14 protein-coding genes are annotated in these 21007 nt (G+C 71.9%); 10 read left to right on the plus strand and 4 right to left on the minus strand.

Annotated elements, in window-relative coordinates:
* Positions 1-24 precede the first annotated feature (24 nt).
* The 4 genes from I8D64_RS13030 (at position 25) to dhaM (ending at position 5120) form a co-directional block, all read left to right on the plus strand.
* Positions 25-2781, plus strand: coding sequence for a sugar-binding protein (locus I8D64_RS13030; protein WP_200503216.1), 2757 nt, complete (start codon positions 25-27; stop codon positions 2779-2781).
* Positions 2782-2875: 94 nt separating this feature from the next.
* Positions 2876-3874: a dihydroxyacetone kinase subunit DhaK gene (gene dhaK, locus I8D64_RS13035; protein WP_200503217.1), complete on the plus strand. Its 999-nt coding sequence runs from the start codon at positions 2876-2878 to the stop codon at positions 3872-3874.
* Between the two features lie 95 nt (positions 3875-3969).
* Complete coding sequence (gene dhaL / locus I8D64_RS13040; RefSeq protein ID WP_200503218.1) at positions 3970-4701, plus strand: dihydroxyacetone kinase subunit DhaL; 732 nt, start codon at positions 3970-3972, stop codon at positions 4699-4701.
* A complete protein-coding gene (dhaM, locus tag I8D64_RS13045; protein ID WP_200503219.1) occupies positions 4698-5120 on the plus strand; it encodes a dihydroxyacetone kinase phosphoryl donor subunit DhaM in 423 nt (140 codons plus the stop codon). The genes dhaL and dhaM overlap by 4 nt, the downstream gene beginning before the upstream one ends.
* Before the next feature lie 265 nt (positions 5121-5385).
* On the opposite strand, the gene I8D64_RS13050 is transcribed toward dhaM, so the two are convergent.
* The 3 genes from I8D64_RS13050 to betT all read right to left on the minus strand — a co-directional run bounded on the left by I8D64_RS13050 (position 5386) and on the right by betT (position 10820).
* Positions 5386-6948 carry a GMC family oxidoreductase gene (locus I8D64_RS13050; protein WP_200503220.1) on the minus strand — a complete coding sequence of 521 codons (1563 nt, stop codon included), beginning with the start codon at positions 6946-6948 and terminating at the stop codon, positions 5386-5388.
* Positions 6949-7046: 98 nt separating this feature from the next.
* On the minus strand, positions 7047-8522 hold the full coding sequence (locus I8D64_RS13055) for an aldehyde dehydrogenase family protein (protein ID WP_200503221.1): 1476 nt from the start codon (positions 8520-8522) through the stop codon (positions 7047-7049).
* Positions 8523-8603: 81 nt separating this feature from the next.
* Positions 8604-10820, minus strand: a complete 2217-nt coding sequence (betT, locus tag I8D64_RS13060; RefSeq protein ID WP_200503222.1) for a choline BCCT transporter BetT — start codon at positions 10818-10820, stop codon at positions 8604-8606.
* Between the two features lie 286 nt (positions 10821-11106).
* Between betT and I8D64_RS13065 the strand changes: the two genes are divergently transcribed.
* The 6 genes from I8D64_RS13065 (at position 11107) to I8D64_RS13090 (ending at position 19613) form a co-directional block, all read left to right on the plus strand.
* Entirely contained in the window at positions 11107-12669 is a 1563-nt protein-coding gene (locus I8D64_RS13065; protein WP_200503223.1) for an alpha-amylase family glycosyl hydrolase, read from the plus strand.
* Between the two features lie 88 nt (positions 12670-12757).
* Positions 12758-13096: a hypothetical protein gene (locus I8D64_RS13070; RefSeq protein WP_200503224.1), complete on the plus strand. Its 339-nt coding sequence runs from the start codon at positions 12758-12760 to the stop codon at positions 13094-13096.
* A gap of 341 nt (positions 13097-13437) precedes the next feature.
* Positions 13438-15279, plus strand: a complete 1842-nt coding sequence (locus I8D64_RS13075) for an ABC transporter ATP-binding protein (RefSeq protein WP_200503225.1) — start codon at positions 13438-13440, stop codon at positions 15277-15279.
* Positions 15276-17084 (plus strand): ABC transporter ATP-binding protein, encoded by a 1809-nt coding sequence (locus tag I8D64_RS13080; RefSeq protein ID WP_200503226.1) that lies wholly within the window; start codon positions 15276-15278, stop codon positions 17082-17084. Before I8D64_RS13075 ends, I8D64_RS13080 begins: the two co-directional genes overlap by 4 nt.
* A gap of 148 nt (positions 17085-17232) precedes the next feature.
* Positions 17233-17766, plus strand: coding sequence for a lamin tail domain-containing protein (locus I8D64_RS13085; RefSeq protein ID WP_200503227.1), 534 nt, complete (start codon positions 17233-17235; stop codon positions 17764-17766).
* Positions 17767-17957: 191 nt separating this feature from the next.
* Positions 17958-19613, plus strand: a complete 1656-nt coding sequence (locus I8D64_RS13090; protein WP_200503228.1) for a cation:proton antiporter — start codon at positions 17958-17960, stop codon at positions 19611-19613.
* Between the two features lie 88 nt (positions 19614-19701).
* On the opposite strand, the gene I8D64_RS13095 is transcribed toward I8D64_RS13090, so the two are convergent.
* On the minus strand, positions 19702-20964 hold the full coding sequence (locus I8D64_RS13095) for an alpha-hydroxy acid oxidase (protein WP_200503229.1): 1263 nt from the start codon (positions 20962-20964) through the stop codon (positions 19702-19704).
* Between the last annotated feature and the right edge of the window lie 43 nt (positions 20965-21007).

The following is a 21007-nucleotide window of genomic DNA, read 5'->3' on the forward strand; positions in this document are numbered from 1 at the left end:
CGAGGATCCGTTCGAGGAGGAATGATGATCCCGATCCCCCAGACCACCACCCGCCCGTCCCGCCGCAGCGTCCTGCGCGGCGGCGCCGCCCTCACCCTCGCGGGCGGCGCCGGAGCACTCGCCGGCGGCGCGCTCACGCCCGCCGAGCAGGCCGCGGCCGCCGGCGCCGTCGACCTGGACGTGCTGTACATCGGCGCGCACCCCGACGACGAGGCATGGGCGCTCGCCGCCTTCGGCCAGTGGCACGAGTTCCACGACCAGGAGGCCGGGGTCATCACGGTGACCCGCGGCGAGGGCGGCGGCAATGCCGTCGGCCTCGAGGAGGGCCCCGAGCTGGGCGTCATCCGCGAGGCCGAGGAACGCACCGCGGTGGGCATCGCCGGCATCCGCCACGTCTTCAACCTCGACGCCGTGGACTTCTACTACACACTCTCCGCGCCGCTCACCCAGGACGTGTGGGGTGAGAAGGCCGTGCTCAGCCGCATCATCCGCGTCGTGCGCGCGACGCGGCCCGACGTCATCGTGACGATGAACCCGTCGGCCGTCGAGGGCAATCACGGCAACCACCAGCAGGCGGCGCGCTTCGCCCTCGAGGCCTACCTGATGGCCGGCCGCGAGGACGTCTTCCCCGAGCACTTCGACGAGGGGCTGAAGCCCTTCTCCCCCGCCCGGATCCTGCGCTCGGGCTCCGACGGCACGGGCGGCACCGGCCCGGACGCGGTGGCGGACGGCTTCGAGCCCACCGTCGCCTCCGACGTCGTCTTCGGCGCCTGGAACGGGACGGAGTCCGCGGAGCACGGCACGCGCTGGAGCGCCCTGCTCGACGAGTCGATCCACTCCTACGCCACGCAGGGCTGGACGGTGAATCCGCCGTCGCCGACCGACCCCGCGAAGATCCCCGTCGCCTGGTTCACGCTCCTCGATTCCCGCACGCCGCTCGCGGATCCCACCAGCGGCGACGAGGCCGCCCTGCGCGGCGCGTCCCTGCCGTCGGCGAAGGGCGGGCTGCCCGAGGGAACCCGCCTGGAGATCACCGCCGACGCCTTCGAGGTGGTCCCCGGCGTCCCGTTCACCGTGGAGGTCACGGCGCGCGCCGGCCGCAGCGCCCTGCCGCGGGCGGAGGTGGCGCTGGAGACGCCGAAGGGCTGGACCGTTCGGGGTCGGACGTCCCTCGGCACGATCGCGACGGGACGCAGCGCGACGGCCCGGCTCACCGTCACGCCCGCCTCCGACGCCGAGACCGGGACGGCCGTGCAGGTGCCGGCGGCCCTGCGCTCTCGACACGGCGAGGGCCGCAATGTGCTCCCCCTGCAGGTCTCCGGCCCGGTGCGCGCGGGTCTGGCGCCCCGCTCCGAGATCGCGCAGTTCCTGGAGTGGACCGAGAGCCTGGGGATGCAGCGCCTGGACGCGCTGGTGCCGACGCAGCACGCGCTGGGATCGGGGCTCGCGAAGACGCTCGACGTCGAGCTCCGCAACCTCACCGACGACCCCCGCTCCGCGGACGTCGAGCTCACCCTCCCCGAGGGCATCACGGCCGACCCCGCGACGCTCACCGGCACTTCGATCCCCGCCCATGGGACGAAGACCGTGCAGGTCACCCTCGAGAACACGGACTCGTCCCTGCCCACCGCCAACCGGGCGCCGCACGGCGGGATCTACCCGGTGACCGTGCGCGCCGTGAGCGACGGCGCCGCGCACGTGGAGAAGCAGGGGCTCGTGCTCGTGCCCCGTCTGATCGCGAAGACCTCGGACGGGGTCGAGGTGGACGGTCGCCGGGAGGACGGCGAGTACCCCGGCGATCCGATCGACGTGGGCACCCTGTGGGAGGGCGCGGAGGTCACCGCGGCCGACGCCTCCGGCTCCGCCTGGGTCACCGTCGACGAGGATGCGCTCCACGTCTTCGTGCACGTCGTCGACGACGTCGAGGGCACTGTGCTCGGGGCCGACGACAACAAGCAGCGCTTCCGCACGGACTCCGTCGAGATCATGATCGACCCGCGAGGCGACTCGGAGTCGACGGCCTCGACGTTCATCCTGGGCATCCTCCCGGACACCCTCGACGCCGACGGGGCCTCGGCCGGTGTCGCCGCCGGCCGGGACCACGACCAGCACCAGGGCGCGCTCGCGGAGACGGCGCCGGGAGTGCGCGTCGCCTCCCGCATCAGCGACCCGTACGAGGGCTACGACCTCGAGGCGACCATCCCCTTCGACGCCCTCCCCAACGGGATCGATCCCGAGCACATCGGCCTGAACGTCGTCGTGTACGACTCGGACACCCAGGACCGCACCGGCCAGTCCCGCATCGGCTGGTCGACCTTCCCCGGTGTGCAGGCGGACCCGTTCCGCTGGGGCGTGCTGCAGCTCCCCCAGGCCGAAGCTGGGGACGACGCGCCGCAGGATCCGGTCATCCCGAACACGGCCGCCCGCTCGGTCGAGTCGGCCCAGTCGATCATCCAGTCGGCGGGCGACGGCGTGGGTCTCGGCGGACGGCCGAGCCTGGGGCGCTCCGTGCTGAGCATCCACGACGCCCACCGCTCCGGCGACCGTGTGCGCGCCCGCGTCCGCTCGCGCCGCAGCGGCACCCTCCGCGTGCTCGCCTGGGACGGCGAGCGCACGCTGGGGCGGGCGGAGGAGATCGAGGTCCGCGAGGGTCGGACCACGCACGTCTCCTTCGCGATCGAGGCACCGAAGGGCGGGTCGTCCGCGCGGCACCGGATGCTCCTCGCCGCGTCCCTCGAGGACTCCGACGGGGCGACGGCGGCCGCGACCGCGAAGGTGTGAGCGAGTCCGCGCCGCCGTCGCCTGCCGGCCGTCGGCCCCGGCCGATGGCCGCCGACCCCGTGACGCCGCTCACCGCACGGGGTAGCGTCGAGCCATGAAGAAGCTCATCGATGCCACGGCCGACGTCGTCGTCGACGCCCTGCGGGGCATGGCCCTCACTCATCCCGATGACCTGCAGGTGGACCTCGAGAACCGCGTGGTGCTGCGCGGCCGCTCGAAGGCCGACGGCAAGGTCGCGATCATCTCCGGCGGGGGCAGCGGGCACGAGCCGCTGCACGGCGGCTTCGTGGGCGAGGGCATGCTCGACGCGGCCTGCGCGGGCGAGGTCTTCACCTCCCCGGTCCCCGACCAGATCACCGCCGCGATCGCCGCCGTGGACCGCGGCGCCGGCGTGCTGCAGATCGTCAAGAACTACACCGGCGACGTCATGAACTTCGAGATGGCGGCGGAGCTGGCCGATGCCGAGTCCGGCACCGAGGTGCGCAGCGTCGTCACGAACGACGACGTCGCCGTCGAGGACTCCACCTTCACCGCCGGCCGCCGCGGCGTGGGCGGCACCGTGCTCGTCGAGAAGATCGCGGGCGCCGCCGCCGAGGAGGGCCGGTCGCTCGACGAGGTCACCGCGATCGCCGAGAGGGTGAACGAGAACGCCCGCTCGCTCGGCGTGGCGCTGACCTCGGTCACCGTCCCCGCGAACGGCAAGCCGTCCTTCGAGCTGGGCGATGACGAGATCGAGATCGGCATCGGCATCCACGGCGAGCCCGGGCGGCGCCGGGAGAGGATCGCCCCGGCGCGCGAGATCGCCCGCACCATGCTCGAGCCGATCCTGGCCGAGCTCCCCGGCGAGGGCCCGGTGCTCCTGTTCGTCAACGGCATGGGCGCGACCCCGCTCCTCGAGCTCTTCATCCTCGCGGCCGACGCCCACGCGGTCCTCGAGGAGGCGGGCGTCGAGGTCGCGAGCGACCTGGTCGGGAACTACATCACGAGCCTCGACATGGCCGGCGCCTCGATCACCCTGCTGCGCCTGGACGAGGAGCTCACCGCGCTCTGGGACGCGCCGGTCGCCACACCCGCGCTGCGCCGCGGGCTCTGAGCCCGTCGGCCGTACCCGTCGGCCGCCCACGTCGGCCTTACCCGGCGGTCGGCCCGTCGGCCGCCCCTCATCAGCCACCACGAAAGGAGCTGGCGATGACCAGCGAGAACACCCCCGTCTCGGAGCTCGGGCTGCCCGAGCTGACCACCTGGCTGCGCCGCTGCACGGAGCTGGTCGACGAGAACGCCCCGTATCTCACCGACCTCGACGCGGCGATCGGCGACGCCGACCACGGCGCGAACATGCAGCGCGGCTTCGACGCCGTCGCCGGGATCCTCGACGCCGAGTACGAGGACGTCCAGGCGCTCATGAAGAAGGTCGGGATGACGCTCGTCTCGAGCGTCGGCGGCGCGTCCGGGCCGCTCTACGGCACGTTCTTCCTGCGCTTCGCGACCAGCGCGAAGGGGGCCGACGCGCTCGACCTCCACGCCCTGTTCGCCGCGCTGCAGGCGGGCGTGCACGGCATCGAGGAGCGCGGCAAGTCGATGATCGGCCAGAAGACCATGCTCGACGCCTGGGTCCCGGCGCTCGACGCCTACCAGCGGGCGGGCGAGACCCTGCAGGGCGCGGTCCTCGCCGGAGCCGCCGGTGCGCAGGAGGGCCGCGACGCGTCCGGGCCCATGGAGGCCACCAAGGGGCGTGCGTCCTACCTGGGCGAACGCTCCGTCGGGCACATCGATCCCGGCGCCGCCTCGACCGCGCTGCTCTGGGAGGCGCTGGCCGACGTGGTCCGCCCCGGCGGCCCGACGCCCGACGGCGAGGCCGGTGCCGACGGAGAGACCCGCGCCGACGGAGAAACCCGCGCCGACGGGGAGGCGGCCTCATGACCGGCATCGTCGTCGTCTCGCACTCGCGTCCGCTCGCCGAGGCCGCCATCGACCTCGCCCAGCAGATGGTCCGCGACGGCGGGCCCCGCATCGAGATCGCGGCCGGCGTGCAGGACCCCGAGACCGATCAGCTGGGACTGGGCACCGACGCGGCGGCGATCAGCGCGGCGATCGAGAAGGCCGACGACGGCCAGGGCGTCGTCGTCCTCATGGACCTGGGCTCGGCGATCCTCTCCGCGCGCACCGCCCTCGAGTTCACCGAGCCCGACATCGTCGAGCGCACCCGCCTGAGCTGGGCACCGCTCGTGGAGGGGCTCGTGGGCGCGGTAGTCACCGCCGCGAGCGGCGCCGACCCCGCCGAGGTCGCCGCGCAGGCCGAGGTCGCCTCCGAGGCCAAGCACCAGCAGCTCGCGGACTGACCGGCGCCGCTGCGCACCGCTGGCCGTCGGCCAGCCCGCGCCGCACCACACGGTCGGCCCCTTCGGCCCCGCTCCTTAGCGCACCCAGCCAGTCCGGCCCGTGAGAAGTACGAAACGGTTGCCAAGAGCGCTCTTGGCAACCGTTTCGTACTTCTCACGCGGCATCCGCGCCCATGAGCGACGCCCCCGCGTCCGATCGGCGCGAAGTCGGCGTCCTATCGGTGCGAACGCCGCACCCATCAGCGCGAGCACCGCCGCCCCGGGATCACTCCCCTGCGGTGATCATCTCCGCGCACTTCTCGCCCATCATCATCACGGTGATGTTGGGGTTGACGGTGACGATCTCGGGCATCGCGGAGGCGTCGACGACGCGCAGGCCGGTGACGCCCTTGACGCGCAGCTGCGGGTCGAGCGGCGAGTCGGCGTCGTCGAGCGGACCCATCCGGCACGTGCCCACCGGGTGGTAGACCGTGTTGTGGGTGGCGCTGATGTACTCGGCGAGCTCCTCGTCGGTCTGCGCCTCGATGCCCGGGGACAGCTCGCGGCCCGCCCACTCGGCCATGGCCGACTGGGAGACGATCTCGCGGGCCTTGCGGATCCCGGCGATCATCACGCGCATGTCGTGGCCCTCGGGATCGGTGAAGTAGCGGGGATCGACTTTGGGCTTGTCGCGGAAGTCCCGCGAGCGCAGGCGCACGGTGCCGCGCGAGCGGGCGTGGGTGACGTTCGGGGTGAGGCAGAAGACCTCCTCCGCCGTCGGGTAGCCCGCGCGGTAGGTGTGCATGTCGAAGGGCACCGACCCGAAGTGCATCATCAGGTCGGGCCGGTCCAGGCCCTCCTCGGTGGGGGCGAACACGCCGATCTCCCACCACTGGGTGGACTCGCGGACCATGGGCTGCTTCGACTCCCACTGGACCAGTCCCTCGGGGTGGTCCTGCAGGTGGGCGCCCACTCCCGGGGAGTCCACGCGCACGTCGATGCCGTGCTCCTCGAGGTGCTCGCGCGGGCCGATGCCGGAGAGCATGAGCAGCTGCGGGGTGTTGATCGCCCCGGCGGAGACGATCACCTCGCGCCGGGCCTCGATGAGCGAGGGCCGCCCGAAGGCGTTGTCGACGACCTGCACGCCGGTGCAGCGCTGGTCGTCGTCGAACTGGAGCTCCCGCGCCCAGGACCCGGTGAGGATCGTGAGGTTCTCGCGCTCGAGGATCGGGTGCAGGTAGGAGACGGAGGACGAGGACCGGGTGCCGTCGGCCCGACGGTTGACCTGGAAGAAGTTCGCGCCGTTCACGACGGTCTGCCCGGCGTTGAAGCGCGTGCGGGGGATGCCCGCCTGCTCGCAGGCCTCGAGCAGGGCGACGCCCGAGGGGTCCTTCGGCGGCACGTTCATGAGGTGCACGGGGCCGTCGTGCCCGTGGTGGGCGTCGGTGTCCTCGTTGGTCTCGAGCTTCGTGTACAGCGGGTAGGTGCGGTCGGACTCCCAGCCCTTGGCGCCGTGGACGTCGGCCCACTCGTCGAGGTCCTCGCGCGGCGCCCAGAAGGCGATGCAGGAGTTGTGGGAGGAGCAGCCGCCCAGCACCTTCGCGCGCGCGTGGCGCATGAACGAGTTGCCGTTCTCCTGCGGCTCGATCGGGTAGTCCCAGTCGAAGCCGGACTCGAGCAGCTCCATCCAGCGGTCCAGCTGGAGGACGACGTCGTGGTCCTGGTCCGAGGGGCCCGCCTCGAGGAGGCCGACGCTCACCTCGGGGTCCTCGCTCAGGCGGGCGGCGACGGCGGCGCCGGCGGAGCCGCCGCCCACCACCACGTAGTCGAAGGTGTGGGTGGTCTGCATGTGTGGTGTTCTCCTTCGTTCGGTGTCCGGGGGTCGGGGCGCGGCGGGGCCGACGGGCCGGTCAGGTTCCCCGCTCGGTCCGGCGGCCGCTCGCGCGCTCAGTGCTGGGGGAACCAGCCGGTGACCGCGGGGCGCAGGTTCTGGTAGATGTGCTTGGCCTCCTGGTACTCCGCGAGGCCCGTCGGCCCCAGCTCGCGGCCGGAGCCGGACTGCTTGTACCCGCCCCACTCGGCCTGCGGCAGGTAGGGGTGGAAGTCGTTGATCCAGATGGTGCCGTGGCGCAGCGCGCGGGCGACGCGCTGGGCGCGGCCGGCGTCCTGGGTCCAGACGGCGCCGGCGAGGCCGTAGAAGGTGTCGTTGGCGATGGCGATCGCCTCGTCCTCGCTGGTGAAGGTCTCGACGGTGACCGTCGGCCCGAAGGCCTCGTCGCGCACGACGGACATGCCGCGGCGCACCTGGTCGATGACGGTGGGCTGGTAGTAGAAGCCCTCGTCCAGGCCCTCGCCGGTGGCGAAGGCGCCGCCGGTGCGCACGCGCGCGCCCTCGGCCTCGCCGGCGCGCACGTAGGCGTCGACCTTCTCGCGGTGGGCCTTCGAGATCAGCGGGCCGGTCTCGGCGGCCTCGTCGAAGGGGCCGCCCAGGCGGATCTGCTCGGCGCGGCGCACGAGCTCGTCGACGAACCTCTCGGCGATGGACTCCTCGACGATCAGCCGGGCGCCGGCGGAGCACACCTGCCCCGAATGGACGAAGGCGGCGTTCATGGCGTTGTCCAGGGCCGCGTCGAAGTCGGCGTCGGCGAAGACCACGTTGGGGTTCTTGCCGCCCAGCTCGAGGGCGACCTTCTTGACGGTGCGCGCGGCGTTCTCCGCGATCAGGCGGCCGGTGACGAGTCCGCCGGTGAAGGACACCATGTCCACGTCGGGGTGCGTGGACAGCGGACCGCCGACGCTCGCACCGGCCCCGAGCACGAGGTTGCCCACGCCCGCGGGCAGACCCAGGTCCTCGAGCACCTGCAGCATGAGGATCGCGGTGTGCGGGGTGAGCTCGGCGGGCTTGAGCACGAAGGAGTTCCCGGCGGCGAGTGCGGGCGCGATCTTCCACGCGGCCTGCAGCAGCGGGTAGTTCCACGGGGTGATCAGCGTGCACACGCCCACGGGCTCGTGCTCGATGCGGCTGGCCACGTCCGGATCGCCGGCGTCGACCACGCGGCCGGCGTCCTGCGCGGCGATCCGCCCGAAGTAGTCGAAGCAGGCGGCGATGTCGTCCATGTCCAGGCGCGACTCGACGAGGCGCTTGCCGGTGTCCAGGGACTCGGCGCGGGAGAACTCCTCCTTGCGCTCGCGCAGCTGCTCGGCGGCGCGCAGCAGCAGGGCGCCGCGGTCGGCGGCCGGGACGGAGGTCCACACGCCGGAGTCGAAGGAGCGGCGGGCGGCCTCGATCGCGGCGATCGTGTCCGTCTCGGTGCCCTCGTCGACGACGGCGACGAGCTCGCCGTCCGCGGGGCAGCGGATCTCGCGCGTGCCGCCCTCGGCGGCGGCGCGCCAGGTCCCGTCGATGAACAGGGTGCTGGGCATGGTCTCTCCCTTCGTGGTGGGGCGCGGGCCCCTGGGGGTGATGGTCGGTGCTGTCGGCGGGTGGGGTGGGGTCGGGCGGGGTCAGCGCACCGGGGCGGGCTCGTCGTCGGCCCGGTCCCCGCGCGCCGGATCCCCGTCGGCCGACGGGCCCTCAGGATCCTCCTCGACCGCCGGGAAGTCCTCGTGCCAGTCGGTGGTGACGGCCGAGGCGAGGGCCCCGTCGACCCCTCCCTGCGAGACGCGCAGGTACTCTAGGTGGGACTCGTAGAGGTCCAGGACATCGGTGATCAGGTGCTCCGAGGAGTAGCCGTACACGTCGTAGCCGCGCGAACCGGTCGCGGTGAAGACCTCGAGCCGGTAGTAGTCGTCGTCCTCGGGGGCGACGCGCACGGCGAAGGACGGCATGGGCTGGGCGACGGGGTGCACCTGGTAGACGAAGTCGTCGCATCCGGGCAGGCGCACGCGCAGCACGAGGCTGGGCACGGGATGGCCCTCGACGTCCTGCCGCTCGACGTCGACCTCAGCGCCGCCATCGCGCATCTCGGAGGCGACCTCCTGCAGGGCCGGGGCGACGGTGCGCTCGAGGTAGCGCAGGGTCGCGCCACGCTGCGGGTAGGACATGGAGCGGCGCAGTCGCGAGCGCCAGGAGTGCTCGGAGGCGCCGGGGCGGGCCACCAAGGTGGCCCGGAAGCTGTCGACCTGCTGGGTCTCGCTGCGCAGCGCGCGGTACAGGGAGATCATCACCAGGTACAGGACGATCGAGAAGGGCACGCCGATCACGAGCGTCGCCCCCTGCAGGGTGGTGATCCCCCCGACCAGCAGCATCGCGAGGGTGAGCACGCCGGTGAGGACCGCCCAGAACACGCGCAGCCAGGTGGCGCCGTCCTGCTTCGGGTCCTCGATCACGGAGGTGAAGTTCGCGAGGACGAGCGCGCCCGAGTCGGCCGAGGTCACGTAGAACAGCAGGCCGGTGAGGGTCGCGAGGCCGATGAGCAGCGTCGCGCCCGGGTACTGGGCGAGCAGGTCGTAGAAGGCGCGCTCGGGTGTGGCCATCGCGACCTGTCCGAAGGCGTCGTCCCCGCCGATCACGAGCTCGAGGGCGCTGTTGCCGAACACCGAGATGAACAGGGCGATGAACAGGAACGGCACCACCAGCACGCCCAGGACGAACTGGCGGAGCGAGCGGCCGCGGGAGATCCGCGCGAGGAACAGGCCCACGAACGGCGCCCAGGCGATCCACCAGGCCCAGAAGAACAGGGTCCAGGTGCTCGACCAGGTGTCCGGCTGCTCCCACGCGAAGGTGTCCAGGAGCATGCCCGGGAAGCGCGAGAGGAAGTCGCCGACGTTCATCACGAGGCCCTCGAGGATGCGGCGCGTGTTCCCGGTGGCGGCGATGTAGACGAGCAGCACGATCGCGAGGATGACGTTGAGCTCGGAGAGCCGGCGGATGCCCTTCTCGACGCCGCTCACGGTGGACACAGTCGCCATCAGCACGCTCAGCACGATGAGGCCGATCTGCGCGCCGACGCCCTCGGGTAGTCCGAAGAGCTGGTGCAGGCCGTAGTTCAGCTGCACCACGCCGATGCCCAGCGAGGTCGCGATCCCGAAGACGGTGCCCAGCACGGCGGCGATGTCGACCGTGTGGCCGGCCCAGCCGTCCATGCGCCGTCCGAACAGCGGCGAGAGCAGCGTGCGGATGCTCAGCGGCATGTTGCGCCGGTAGGCGAAGTAGGCGAAGGCCGCGCCCATCAGCGCGTACATCGCCCAGCCCACGGGCCCGTAGTGGAAGAGGGTCCAGACGATGGCCTGCCGGGCGGCCTCGAGGTTCTGCCCTCCGCCCGTGGGCGGCTCGTAGTACTGGGAGATCGGCTCGGAGACCGAGAAGAACATGAGGTCGATGCCGATGCCCGCGGCGAACAGCATCGCCGTCCAGGTGAACAGGTTGAACTGGGGCCGGGCGTGGTCGGGGCCGAGCTTGACGGCGCCGGTGCGGCCGAGGGCGAGGAAGAGCACGAAGGCGATGACGATGCCAGCGGTGACGATGTAGTACCAGCCCAGGTTCTGCGAGGTCCAGGTGACGATCGCTCCGATCACCACCCCCGCCTGGGCGGGGGCCAGGATCGCCCAGAGGGCGACCGCGCCGATCAGGGCGGCAGAGCCGATGAGGACGGGTGGGTTCGCACGAGGTCCGCGCGGAGCCCGCGGCGCCGGGCCGCTCGAATCGCTCGGCGGTGCGGCCGAAGGGGCCGTCCTCGGCGGTGCCGGGGTGGTCGGGGTGCGGTCGGTGCCTGCTGTCATCTGCTCCTCGTCCTGCTGCGGGCGGTCGCGGATCCCGGCACCGGGACGCAGAGCACCCGGGCACGCCATCGATCCTCCAGCACCATAGACGAGGCCCGCAGCGGGGCCAGCGACCGCGCGGTGCAGGTGGACAGCGTGCGGCAGCACGTGGTACATACCCCGCGCCACCAGCGCGGAACCACACGCTCCCAGGGGTGCGGGGTCGCTGGGAGGTCAGGCGGGGATACTCGGAGACGACCCCTCGGATCGGGAGGCACCTCACAGCGCGTGTCCGTACCATGGCCCGATGGAGACCTCATCCGCCCCTGAGGCCCTGCCCCCGTTCGCCTCCGACACCCGCGCCGCGGCAGCCGCTGACCCCGCTGCGGGTGCCGGTGCCAGTGCCAGTGCCGCACCGTGGTGGCAGCACGCGATCTGCTGGCAGGTCTACCCCCTGGGATTCTGCGGCGCCCCGCTGCACCGCGAGGACCTGGGTGCCGAGACCTACGGCGAGCGCCAGGGCGACAACGTGGTCCATCGGCTGGACCGCATCGTCGGCTGGCTCGACCACCTGCTCGCGCTCGGCGCGGACGTGCTGATCCTGAACCCGATCTTCGACTCCGTCTCCCACGGCTACGACACCCTCGACCACCTGCGCGTGGACCCCCGGCTGGGCGACGAGGCGGACCTCGACGCGCTCATCGGGGCATGCCGCGAGCGCGGCATCTCGCTCGTGCTCGACGGCGTCTTCAACCACGTCTCGCACCTGCATCCGCTGGTGCGACGGGCGCTGGCCGACGGCCCCGACTCCCCCGCCGGCGCGTGCATCCGCTGGTCCGGCGCCCATCCGTACGGCTTCGAGGGCAACGAGGACCTCGTCGAGCTGAAACTCGCCGAGCCCGCGGTCCAGGAGCGGATCGCCCAGGTGATGAACCTGTGGCTCGACCGCGGGATCGACGGCTGGCGGCTGGACGCGATGTACGCGGCGGGCCCCGAGGCCTGGGCGCCGATCCTGGACATGGTGCGGGCAGAGCACCCGGAGGCGTGGATCCTCGGCGAGGTCATCCACGGCGACTACCGCGCCTTCGCCGAGGCCTCCGGCGCGGACTCGATCACCCAGTACGAGCTGTGGAAGGCGATCTGGTCCTCGATCCGCGAGACGAACCTCTTCGAGCTCGCCCACGCGATCGGCCGGCACGAGGCCTTCGTGCACGGCGGAGAAGACGACGGCGAGGGTGCCCCCTTCCTGCCGCTGACCTTCCTGGGCAACCATGACACCACGCGCATCGCCTCGCAGCTCGAGGACGGGCGTGACCTCGCGGTCGCGTTCGCCCTGCTCGCACTGCTGCCGGGCATCCCCGCCATCTATGCGGGCGACGAGATGGGCGCCGTCGGCACCAAGGAGGAGCGCGCGGGCGGGGATGACGCCGTGCGTCCCCTGTTCCCCGCCTCGCCCGACGCCCTGCGCTCGGGCATCGGACCCGACGGCACCTGGCACGGCGAGATCCCCGTCGGCACCTCCCCCTCGCTCGCGCTGCTCGCCCGCCCCGCCGCGCCGCGCCTCTTCGAGGTGCATCAGCGCCTGCTCGGCCTGCGCCGCCGCGAGGGATGGCTCGCGACCGCCCGGATCCGCGTGGACGAGGACTCGCTGACCAACGCGTCCGTGCGCATCGTGCTCGAGCCCGACGGCCTCGCCCCGTCCGATACCCCGCGCGGCCTCGCCCTCTGGCTCAACCTCGGCGACGAGCCCCTCGACCTGCCGAACGACGCGGAGGTCCTCACGCAGGTCTCGGGCGCCGACATGCTCGATGCCGTCGGCCCCGCCGCTCCCGGCACCGTGCCCGCCCACGGAGCCGCCGCGGTGCGGTGAGCGATGCGGTGCAGTGCGGTGACGGCCCGACCCCGCCGCCTCACACACCCCCTGCACCTGTCCAGCGTCGCGTCATAGGCTCGGCCCCATGAGCACCTCCACCGCGCTGAAGCCCGCCGAGTCCGTCCGCACCGCCCCCGTCGTCGCCACAGGTCTGCTGGGCGGCTGGATCACCGCGCGGGAGACGGGCATCCGCCCGCTCGGCGGCGTCGTCCTCGCCGCCGCAGGCGTCTATGCGGGCCGCACCTGGCTCGCCAAGCGCGGCGCCGGCACCACCGCGGCGCTGAGCGCGCTGTACGTGCTGGGCTTCGGGCTCTCCCACCCGCTCGCGAAGAAGATCGGCCCCTGGCCGTCCGTGCTGGCCGTCGCCGGCGCGAGCGCGGGCGCCGCGGCGCTGCTCTCGGACGCGAAGCCCGCGCGGGACTGAACCGCGCCGAGCGGCCGCAGCGACCGCACAGGACCGAGGGACCACCCGCGACGCCGCGCCGTCGTCCGGCCCGACTCGACGTCCCGCTCCGATCACGCCTCGGAATCCTCTGGATTCCCACGTGATCGTTGACTAGGCTAAAGGGCCGGTCCGCACGAGGCTCCCGATGCCCCCGGAGCCCGCCGGACCGGCCCGCCCCGCATCCCGCCCCTTCTCAGCCTCAGCCCGGTGCCCCGACCCGTCGGAGCATCCGGGCTGGACCGTCCTCCCCGCCCGCTCCGCCTCCTCAGCCCGCGCCGCACTCCCCCGCCCATCACCGCACAGCGAGGTGCCGCCTCTTCATGATCGCGTCCATGGGCCGTCTCTGGCAGACGGTCCGCCCCATCCGCTTCCGCCTCTTCCTCGGACTCCTCAGTGCGCTCGTCGCCTCCACGAGCGCCCTGCTCATCCCGCAGGCCCTCGAATGGATCATCAACCGCCTGGACGCCGATCCGACCGCCGCCGCGGTGTGGACCGGCGGCGCGCTGGTGATGGGCATCGGGCTCCTCGAGGCCTCCCTCATCTGGCTGCGACGCATGTTCGCCGTCTCGCCCTCGACCACGGTCGAGAAGGAGATGCGCGTCAGCTTCTACCGCAAGGTCATCCACCTGCCCGTCGCCTTCCACGACGCCTGGGGGTCCGGCCAGCTGCTCTCGCGCATGATGAGCGACATCAGCCTGATCCGCCGCTGGGTCGCCTTCGGCATGATCATGATCGTCACCGACGTGGTCACGATCATCGTCGGCATGGTGCTGCTGTTCCGCTCGAGCTCGCTGCTCGCGCTGATCTTCGTCTGCGCGGCGGTGCCGGTGTGCATCCTGGCCTTCCGCTTCAACCAGCGCTTCGCCTACCTCTCGCGCCTCTCGCAGGACCAGAACGGCGACCTCGCCACCACCATCGAGCAGTCCGTGCAGGGCATCCGCGTGCTCAAGGCCTTCGGCCGCGGCCCGACGGCCCTCGAGGGCTTCACCGCGCAGGCCGACGAGCTGCGCCGCACCGAGGTGAAGATGGCGACGGCCATGGCCACCTTCAACATGTTCATGTTCATGCTCCCCGAGCTCGCCCTCGGCCTCGCGCTGCTGCTGGGGCTGTACGAGACGGCGCACGGGAACATGACCGTGGGGCAGATGGCCTCCTACTTCGCGACCGCGACGATGGTGATCGGCCCGGTGCGGATGCTCGGCAACCACCTGGGCCAGGCGATCAACACGAACACGGCGCTCGACCGCCACTTCGAGGTCATGGACCTGTCCAACGACATCACCTCGCCCGAGAGCGCGGACGAGCCCGCCCCCGCCGGCTCGCGCGGCGACGTGCGCCTGACCGGCGTCCACTTCCGCTACGCCGACGCCCCCTCGCGCATCCCCGACGTCATCGACGGCGCCGACCTGCACATCCGCCCCGGGGAGACCATGGCGCTGGTGGGCGTCACCGGCAGCGGCAAGTCCACGCTGCTGCAGCTGATCCCCCGCCTCTACGACGTCACCGCCGGCCGCATCACCATCGACGGCGTCGACGTGCGCGACATGGACCTCGTGGACCTGCGCTCGCTGACGGCGGTCGCCTTCGAGGACGCCACCCTGTTCTCCGACACCGTGCGCGGCAACGTCATGCTCGGGGCCGACGAGACGCTCACCCCCGAGCAGTCCGAGGAGCTGCTGCACCTCGCGCTGCGCACGGCCGACGCGGGCTTCGCCCTCGATCTGCCCGACGGCCTGGACACCCGCATCGGCGAGGAGGGCATGAGCCTCTCCGGCGGCCAGCGCCAGCGCCTGGCGCTCGCCCGCGCGATCGCGGCGCGGCCCTCGGTGCTGCTGCTCGACGACCCGCTGTCGGCCCTGGACACGAAGACCGAGGAGCGGGTGACCGACCGTCTGCGCGAGGTGCTCGAGGGCACCACCACGCTGATCGTCGCCCACCGCACCTCGACGGTGGCCCTCGCCGATCGCGTCGCGCTCATCGACCACGGGGAGATCGTCGCGGTGGGCACCCACACCGACCTCATGCGCAGCTCCGCCCGCTACCGGTACGTGATCGCCAACCAGGAGGAGGAGGCCCGCAGCAACCAGGACATCGAGACCCTCACCGGGGAGCTCGATCTGCGGGAAGTCCAGGAGACCGCAGGGAAGGAGGGCGAGCGATGAGCGCCCCCGCACGTGAGGAGGACGAGGAGCAGCGCGTCCTCTCCCCCGAGGAGAACAGGCAGGCCCGGTCCCGCTCGCTGACCCTGCTGCGCGAGCTGCTGCACCCCGTGCGCGGCCAGTTCGCCGCCATGAGCGTGATGGTCGTGATCGCCCAGCTCGCGGTCGTCGCGGGCCCCGCGATCATCGCCTGGGGCATCGACAACGCCCTCACGCCGATGGTCGAGGGCAACCCCGCGCCCGCGCTCGGCGCCGCCGCCCTGCACCTGAGCTGCGCGATCGTCGGCGGCGTGCTGACCTTCGGGTACGTCCGCCAGGGCACCGTGGTCGGCGAGCGGATGCTGCTGAGCCTGCGCCGGAAGGTCTTCCGCTTCACCCAGAAGCAGGACCTCGAGTTCCACGAGCGCTACACCTCCGGCCGCATGGTCTCCCGCCAGACCTCCGACATGGAGGCCCTGCGGGAGCTCGTCGACTCCGGCGTCGACATCCTCGTCGGCTCCACCCTCTCGATGGTGTTCACGGTGATCCTCATCGTCACCATGGACTGGGTGACCGGCGTGGTCATGCTGCTGATGCTGATCCCCGGCGTCATGCTCACCAGCTGGTTCCAGAAGCGCTCGCGCGAGCAGTACCGGCAGATCCGCACCCATTCCGCGCGGCTCATCGTCCACTTCGTGGAGACCATGGGCGGCATCCGCGCCGTCCAGGCCTTCCGCAAGGAGCCGGCCGACGAGAAGCGCTTCGACGACCTCGCCCAGGACTATCGGGACGCCTCGCTGGCCTCGACGATGACCTTCGGCATCTACCAGCCGGCCCTGCGCATCCTCGCCAACGCGACGATCGCGGTGGTGCTGCTCGTGGGCGGCTTCCGCGTGCTCGGCGGCCACCTCGAGGTGGGGTCGCTGGTGGCGCTCGCGCTGTACTCGCGGCGCTTCTTCCAGCCCATCGACCAGCTCGCGAGCTTCTACAACACGCTGCAGAGCGGGCTGTCGGCCCTCGAGAAGATCGCGACGCTGCTCGCGGAGTCGCCGAGCGTCAAGGAGTCCGAGCACCCCACGCCGATGCCGGCCTCCACCGGGCGCGTCGACTTCGAGGACGTCTCCTTCCGCTACACGGCCGACGGCCCCCTCGTCCTGAAGCCCCTGGACCTCCACATCCCTCCGGGGCAGACGATCGCCCTGGTGGGGCAGACGGGCGCGGGCAAGTCGACGGTCGCGAAGCTCATCAGCCGCTTCTACGACGCGACCGAGGGCGAGGTGCTGCTGGACGGCGTGGATCTGCGGGACATCTCCATGGAGGACCTGACGCGCAACATCGTCATGGTCACCCAGGAGGCCTACCTGTTCTCCGGGACGGTCGCGGACAACATCGAGCTGGGCATGCCCGGTGCCCCGCGCGAGGACATCGAGCGGGCGGCCCGCGCCATCGGCGCGGACGACTTCATCGAGAACCTCCCCGACGGCTACGACACCGACGTGAACAAGCGCGGCGGCCGCGTCTCCGCCGGTCAGCGGCAGCTGATCTCCTTCGCCCGCGCCTTCCTCGCCGATCCGCGCGTGCTGATCCTCGACGAGGCCACGAGCTCGCTGGACATCCCCAGCGAGCGCATGGTCCAGGAGGGGCTGACCAAGCTGCTCGGCGAGCGGACGGCGCTGATCATCGCCCACCGCCTCTCGACGGTGATGATCGCCGACCGGGTGCTCGTGGTCCACGGAGGCGAGGTCGTCGAGGACGGCTCCCCCGCCGAGCTGGTCGCCGCCGGCGGCCGCTTCGCCGCGCTCTACCGGGCCTGGCAGGAGTCCCTCTGACGGCACCCCTGGGCGATGTCGCGCAGACGACATCGCTCAGGGGGTGCCGGCCTCCGTTCCGGGTGCTATCTTCCGACATATCCCCGTCGGACCGGGTCCCCGCAGGACGATGACGCCCCGCGGCCCCTCAGATCCTCCAGAGGTCACCATGCATCTGCCCCTCCTCCAGCGCGCCCGATTCCAGGACGTCCGCGTCCGGCCCCTGCTCGCCCTCATGCTGCTGCTCGCGCTCGTCGCGGGCCCGATCGCGGTCGCCCCGTCGGCCGATGCGGCGACGAAGAAGCCGCTGGACATCGTGAAGATCGTCTACGACCCCTCGGGCCGCGACACCTGGAAGAACGGCCACCTGAACAAGGAGTACATCGTCCTCAAGAACACGGGGAAGAAGACCCTCTCGCTGACCGGGTACACGCTGCGCGACAACGGCCCGCAGCGCTTCCGCTTCCCCAAGGGCACCAAGATCAAGCCCGGCAAGACCCTCACGATCCGCTCGGGCAAGGGGAAGAACACCTCCTCCACCCTGTACTGGGGCACCAAGAGCTACATCTGGAACAACACCCACGACACCGCCCGGACGTACAACTCCAAGGGCAAGAAGCTCGAGTCCTGCTCGTACAAGAAGCTCACCAAGAAGGCGACGAAGAAGTACGTGCGCACCACCGCGACGACCGCCTACTGCTGACGCCGCCGGGTCGTCCTGCGGCACCTGCACGTCCAGCCGGCGAGCAGGTGCCGCACGGGCCGGGCGATAGAGTGGGAGGGCTCCCGCGACCTCGGACCCCACCGGCGGTGTGTGTCCGCTTCGCCCGAAGCCCCTGACCGCCCGTCGCTGCCGGTCCCGCGCAGCCGGCGCCCACGACCCCGGAGCCGCCCATGATCAACCTGGCGCTGGTCATCGGCCTGCTCGCCGTCACCGTCGTCTGCGTCGCCCTGGGCGAGCGTCTGCGACTCCCCTATCCGATCCTCATGCTCCTGGCGAGCTCCGCGATCGCCTGCATCCCCGGTCTCCAGCACCTCGAGATCGACGAGGACCTGATCCTCCCCCTGTTCCTGCCGCCGCTGCTGTTCGCGACCGCGCAGAAGACCGACTGGTCCGTCTTCCGCTTCCGCTGGCGCACGCTGCTGTTCCTCGCCGTCGGGCTCACGGCGACCACGGCCGTGCTCGTGGCGGGCGCCGTGTTCTTGCTCGTGCCGGCCGTGTCCATCCCGCTCGCGCTGATGGTGGGAGCGATGGTCGCCCCGCCCGATCCGGTCGCGGTCGAGGCCGTCGCCGGCCCCGCGCGGATGCCGAGGCGGCTGCTGTCGATCCTGCAGACCGAGGGCCTGTTCAACGACGCCGTCGCGATCGTGCTGTTCACCGCCGCGCTGAGCGCGCTCACCGGCCCGGACACCCTGGGTGTGGGCCAGGGCGTGGGCCTCGTGCTGAACTTCTTCGTGGGCGCCGCGATCGCCGTCGCGATCGGCCTCGTGATCGGCTTCCTCTACCGCTTCGCCTCGCACCGCGTGACCACGACGGCCGCGCGCACCGCGATGAGCGTCGTGGTCCCCTTCGCCGCCTACATGCTCGCCGAGGAGCTGCACGCCTCCGGGGTGATCGCCGTGGTGGTCACCGCGCTGGAGACCCGCCGCCGCGCCCGCGCGGAGGACTCCGAGGCCCGGATCTCGCGCGCGACCTTCTGGGACGTGGCGAACCTGCTGGTCACCGGCCTCGCCTTCGGTCTGATGGGCATGCAGCTGCGCGACATCGTCGCGAACGAGGGCGCGGACGTGCTCCGCTACCTCCCCGTCGCGGCCGTGGCCTGCGTGATCGTGGTGGCGGTGCGACTGGTGGGCATGCTCCTCATCAAGCCGATCGTCCGCTTCGACGCCGGCGAGGTCCTCTCGCTCAAGGACTCCTCGGTCCTCACCTGGTGCGGGATGCGCGGCCTGGCGACCCTGGCCCTGGCCCTCGCGATCCCCACCTCGGGGGTCTCCGGGGCGGAGGCCGACGCCCGCAACATGATGGTGATCGTGGCCTGCTCGGTGCTGCTGGTGACCCTGGTGCCGACGGGCCTCGGGCTGGGCTGGCTGCTGCGCCTGCTCAAGCTCCAGGACGACGGCACGGTCGCCGACCAGGAGATCGCCGAGCTCACCCACCGTGCGCAGCGCGCCGCCCTGGGTGCGATCCACGAGCGCTTCGAGGAGACCGGCGAGCTCACCGAGGAGCAGATGCGCGCGGTGAAGAAGCGCTTCAAGGGCCTGCGCCAGGAGCTGGACTCCACGACGCAGGCGATGAGCGCGATCAACCCCGACGGCTCACCGGTGGACCCCGAGGCGCAGAAGGCCCTCGCCGCGCGGCGCAAGAAGATGAAGCGGGGGCGCGAGCTCATGGTCGCCGCGCAGACCGTGGGCCTGGACGCCGCGCGCACCGAGGTGCTCCTGGCGCGATCGGAGCCCGGCATCGACCCCGAGGCGGCCGACGTGGTGCTGCGTCAGCTGGACCTCCAGATGCTCGCGGCCCCGCCGCGCATGCGCGCCCGCAAGCACTGACGAGCACCGAGATCGGCGGGAGCTTTCCACCCCCGGGGCGGGTGCCTGCCCGGTCTGCAGCGCGCAGGCCCCGGCCCCGGGTCGGACGTCACCCCTCGGCACCCTCGTGCACGCCGGGCTGGGGGATCGGCTCGAGGTCACGCAGCTGCGTGACGTGGCGCGGCTCGAGCTCCTCGATCGAGTGCACCTGGAGCAGGCGCATGGTGCGGGCGACCTCCTCGGAGAGGATCTCGATGGTGCGGTCCACGCCGCGACGTCCGCCGGCCATGAGGCCGTAGAGGTAGGCGCGGCCCACGAGCGTGAAGTCGGCGCCGAGGGCCATCGCGGCGACCACGTCGGAGCCGTGCATGATGCCGGTGTCCACGATGATCTCCGTGGCCGAGCCGACCTCGCGCTTGACCTCGGGCAGCAGGTGGAAGGGCACGGGCGCCCGATCGAGCTGGCGGCCGCCGTGGTTGGAGAGCACGATCGCGTCGACGCCCAGGTCGGCGAGCTTCTTCGCGTCCTCGACGTTCTGCACGCCCTTGATGGCGATCTTCCCGGGCCACATCGCGCGGATCTCGCGCAGGTCGTCGTAGTCGATCGACGGGTCCATCGCGGAGTCCAGCAGCTCGCCGACGGTGCCCCCCGTCGAGGTGAGCGAGGCGAACTCGAGCTTCGGGGTGGTCAGGAAATCGATCCACCACCAGGGCCGCGGGATCGCGTTGATGACCACGCCGGGGGTGAGCTGCGGCGGGATCGAGAAGCCGTTCTTCTTGTCGCGCAGGCGGGCGCCCGCCACGGGGGTGTCGACGGTGAAGAAGAGGGTGTCGAACCCGGCCTTGGCGGCGCGCTCGACCAGCCCGTAGGAGATCGACCGGTCCTTCATGACGTACAGCTGGTACCAGTTGCGCCCGTGCGGGTTCGTGGCGTGCACGTCCTCGATCGAGGTGGTGCCCAGGGTGGACAGCGTGAAGGGGATGCCCGCGGCGCCCGCGGCGCCCGAGCCGGCGATCTCGCCCTCGGTCTGCATGAGCCGGGTGAAGCCCGTGGGGGCGATGCCGAAGGGCTGCGCCGAGGGGCCGCCGAGGATCTCCACGCTCGGATCGACGTGGGAGACGTCGGTGAGGATGCCCGGATGGAACTCGACGTCCTCGAAGGCCTTGCGGGCACGGTGCATCGAGATCTCGCGCTCGGCGGCGCCGTCGGTGTAGTCGAAGGCCGCGGCCGGAGTGCGGCGCTTGGCGATCTTCCGCAGGTCGTAGATGGACTGCGCCTTCTCCAGTCGGGTCCCGGTGAAGTCGAGCGAGGGCTTGCGGAACTTCATCAGCTCGAAGATCTCGTCGGGCTTGGGGAACTGGCGGGTGACCATGGAGCCTCCTTGTGCGAGGTGCGGTGCCGGGGCATCGCGTGCG

Origin of the sequence: Brachybacterium halotolerans (assembly GCF_016623465.1) — a bacterium.
GTDB lineage: Bacteria > Actinomycetota > Actinomycetes > Actinomycetales > Dermabacteraceae > Brachybacterium > Brachybacterium halotolerans.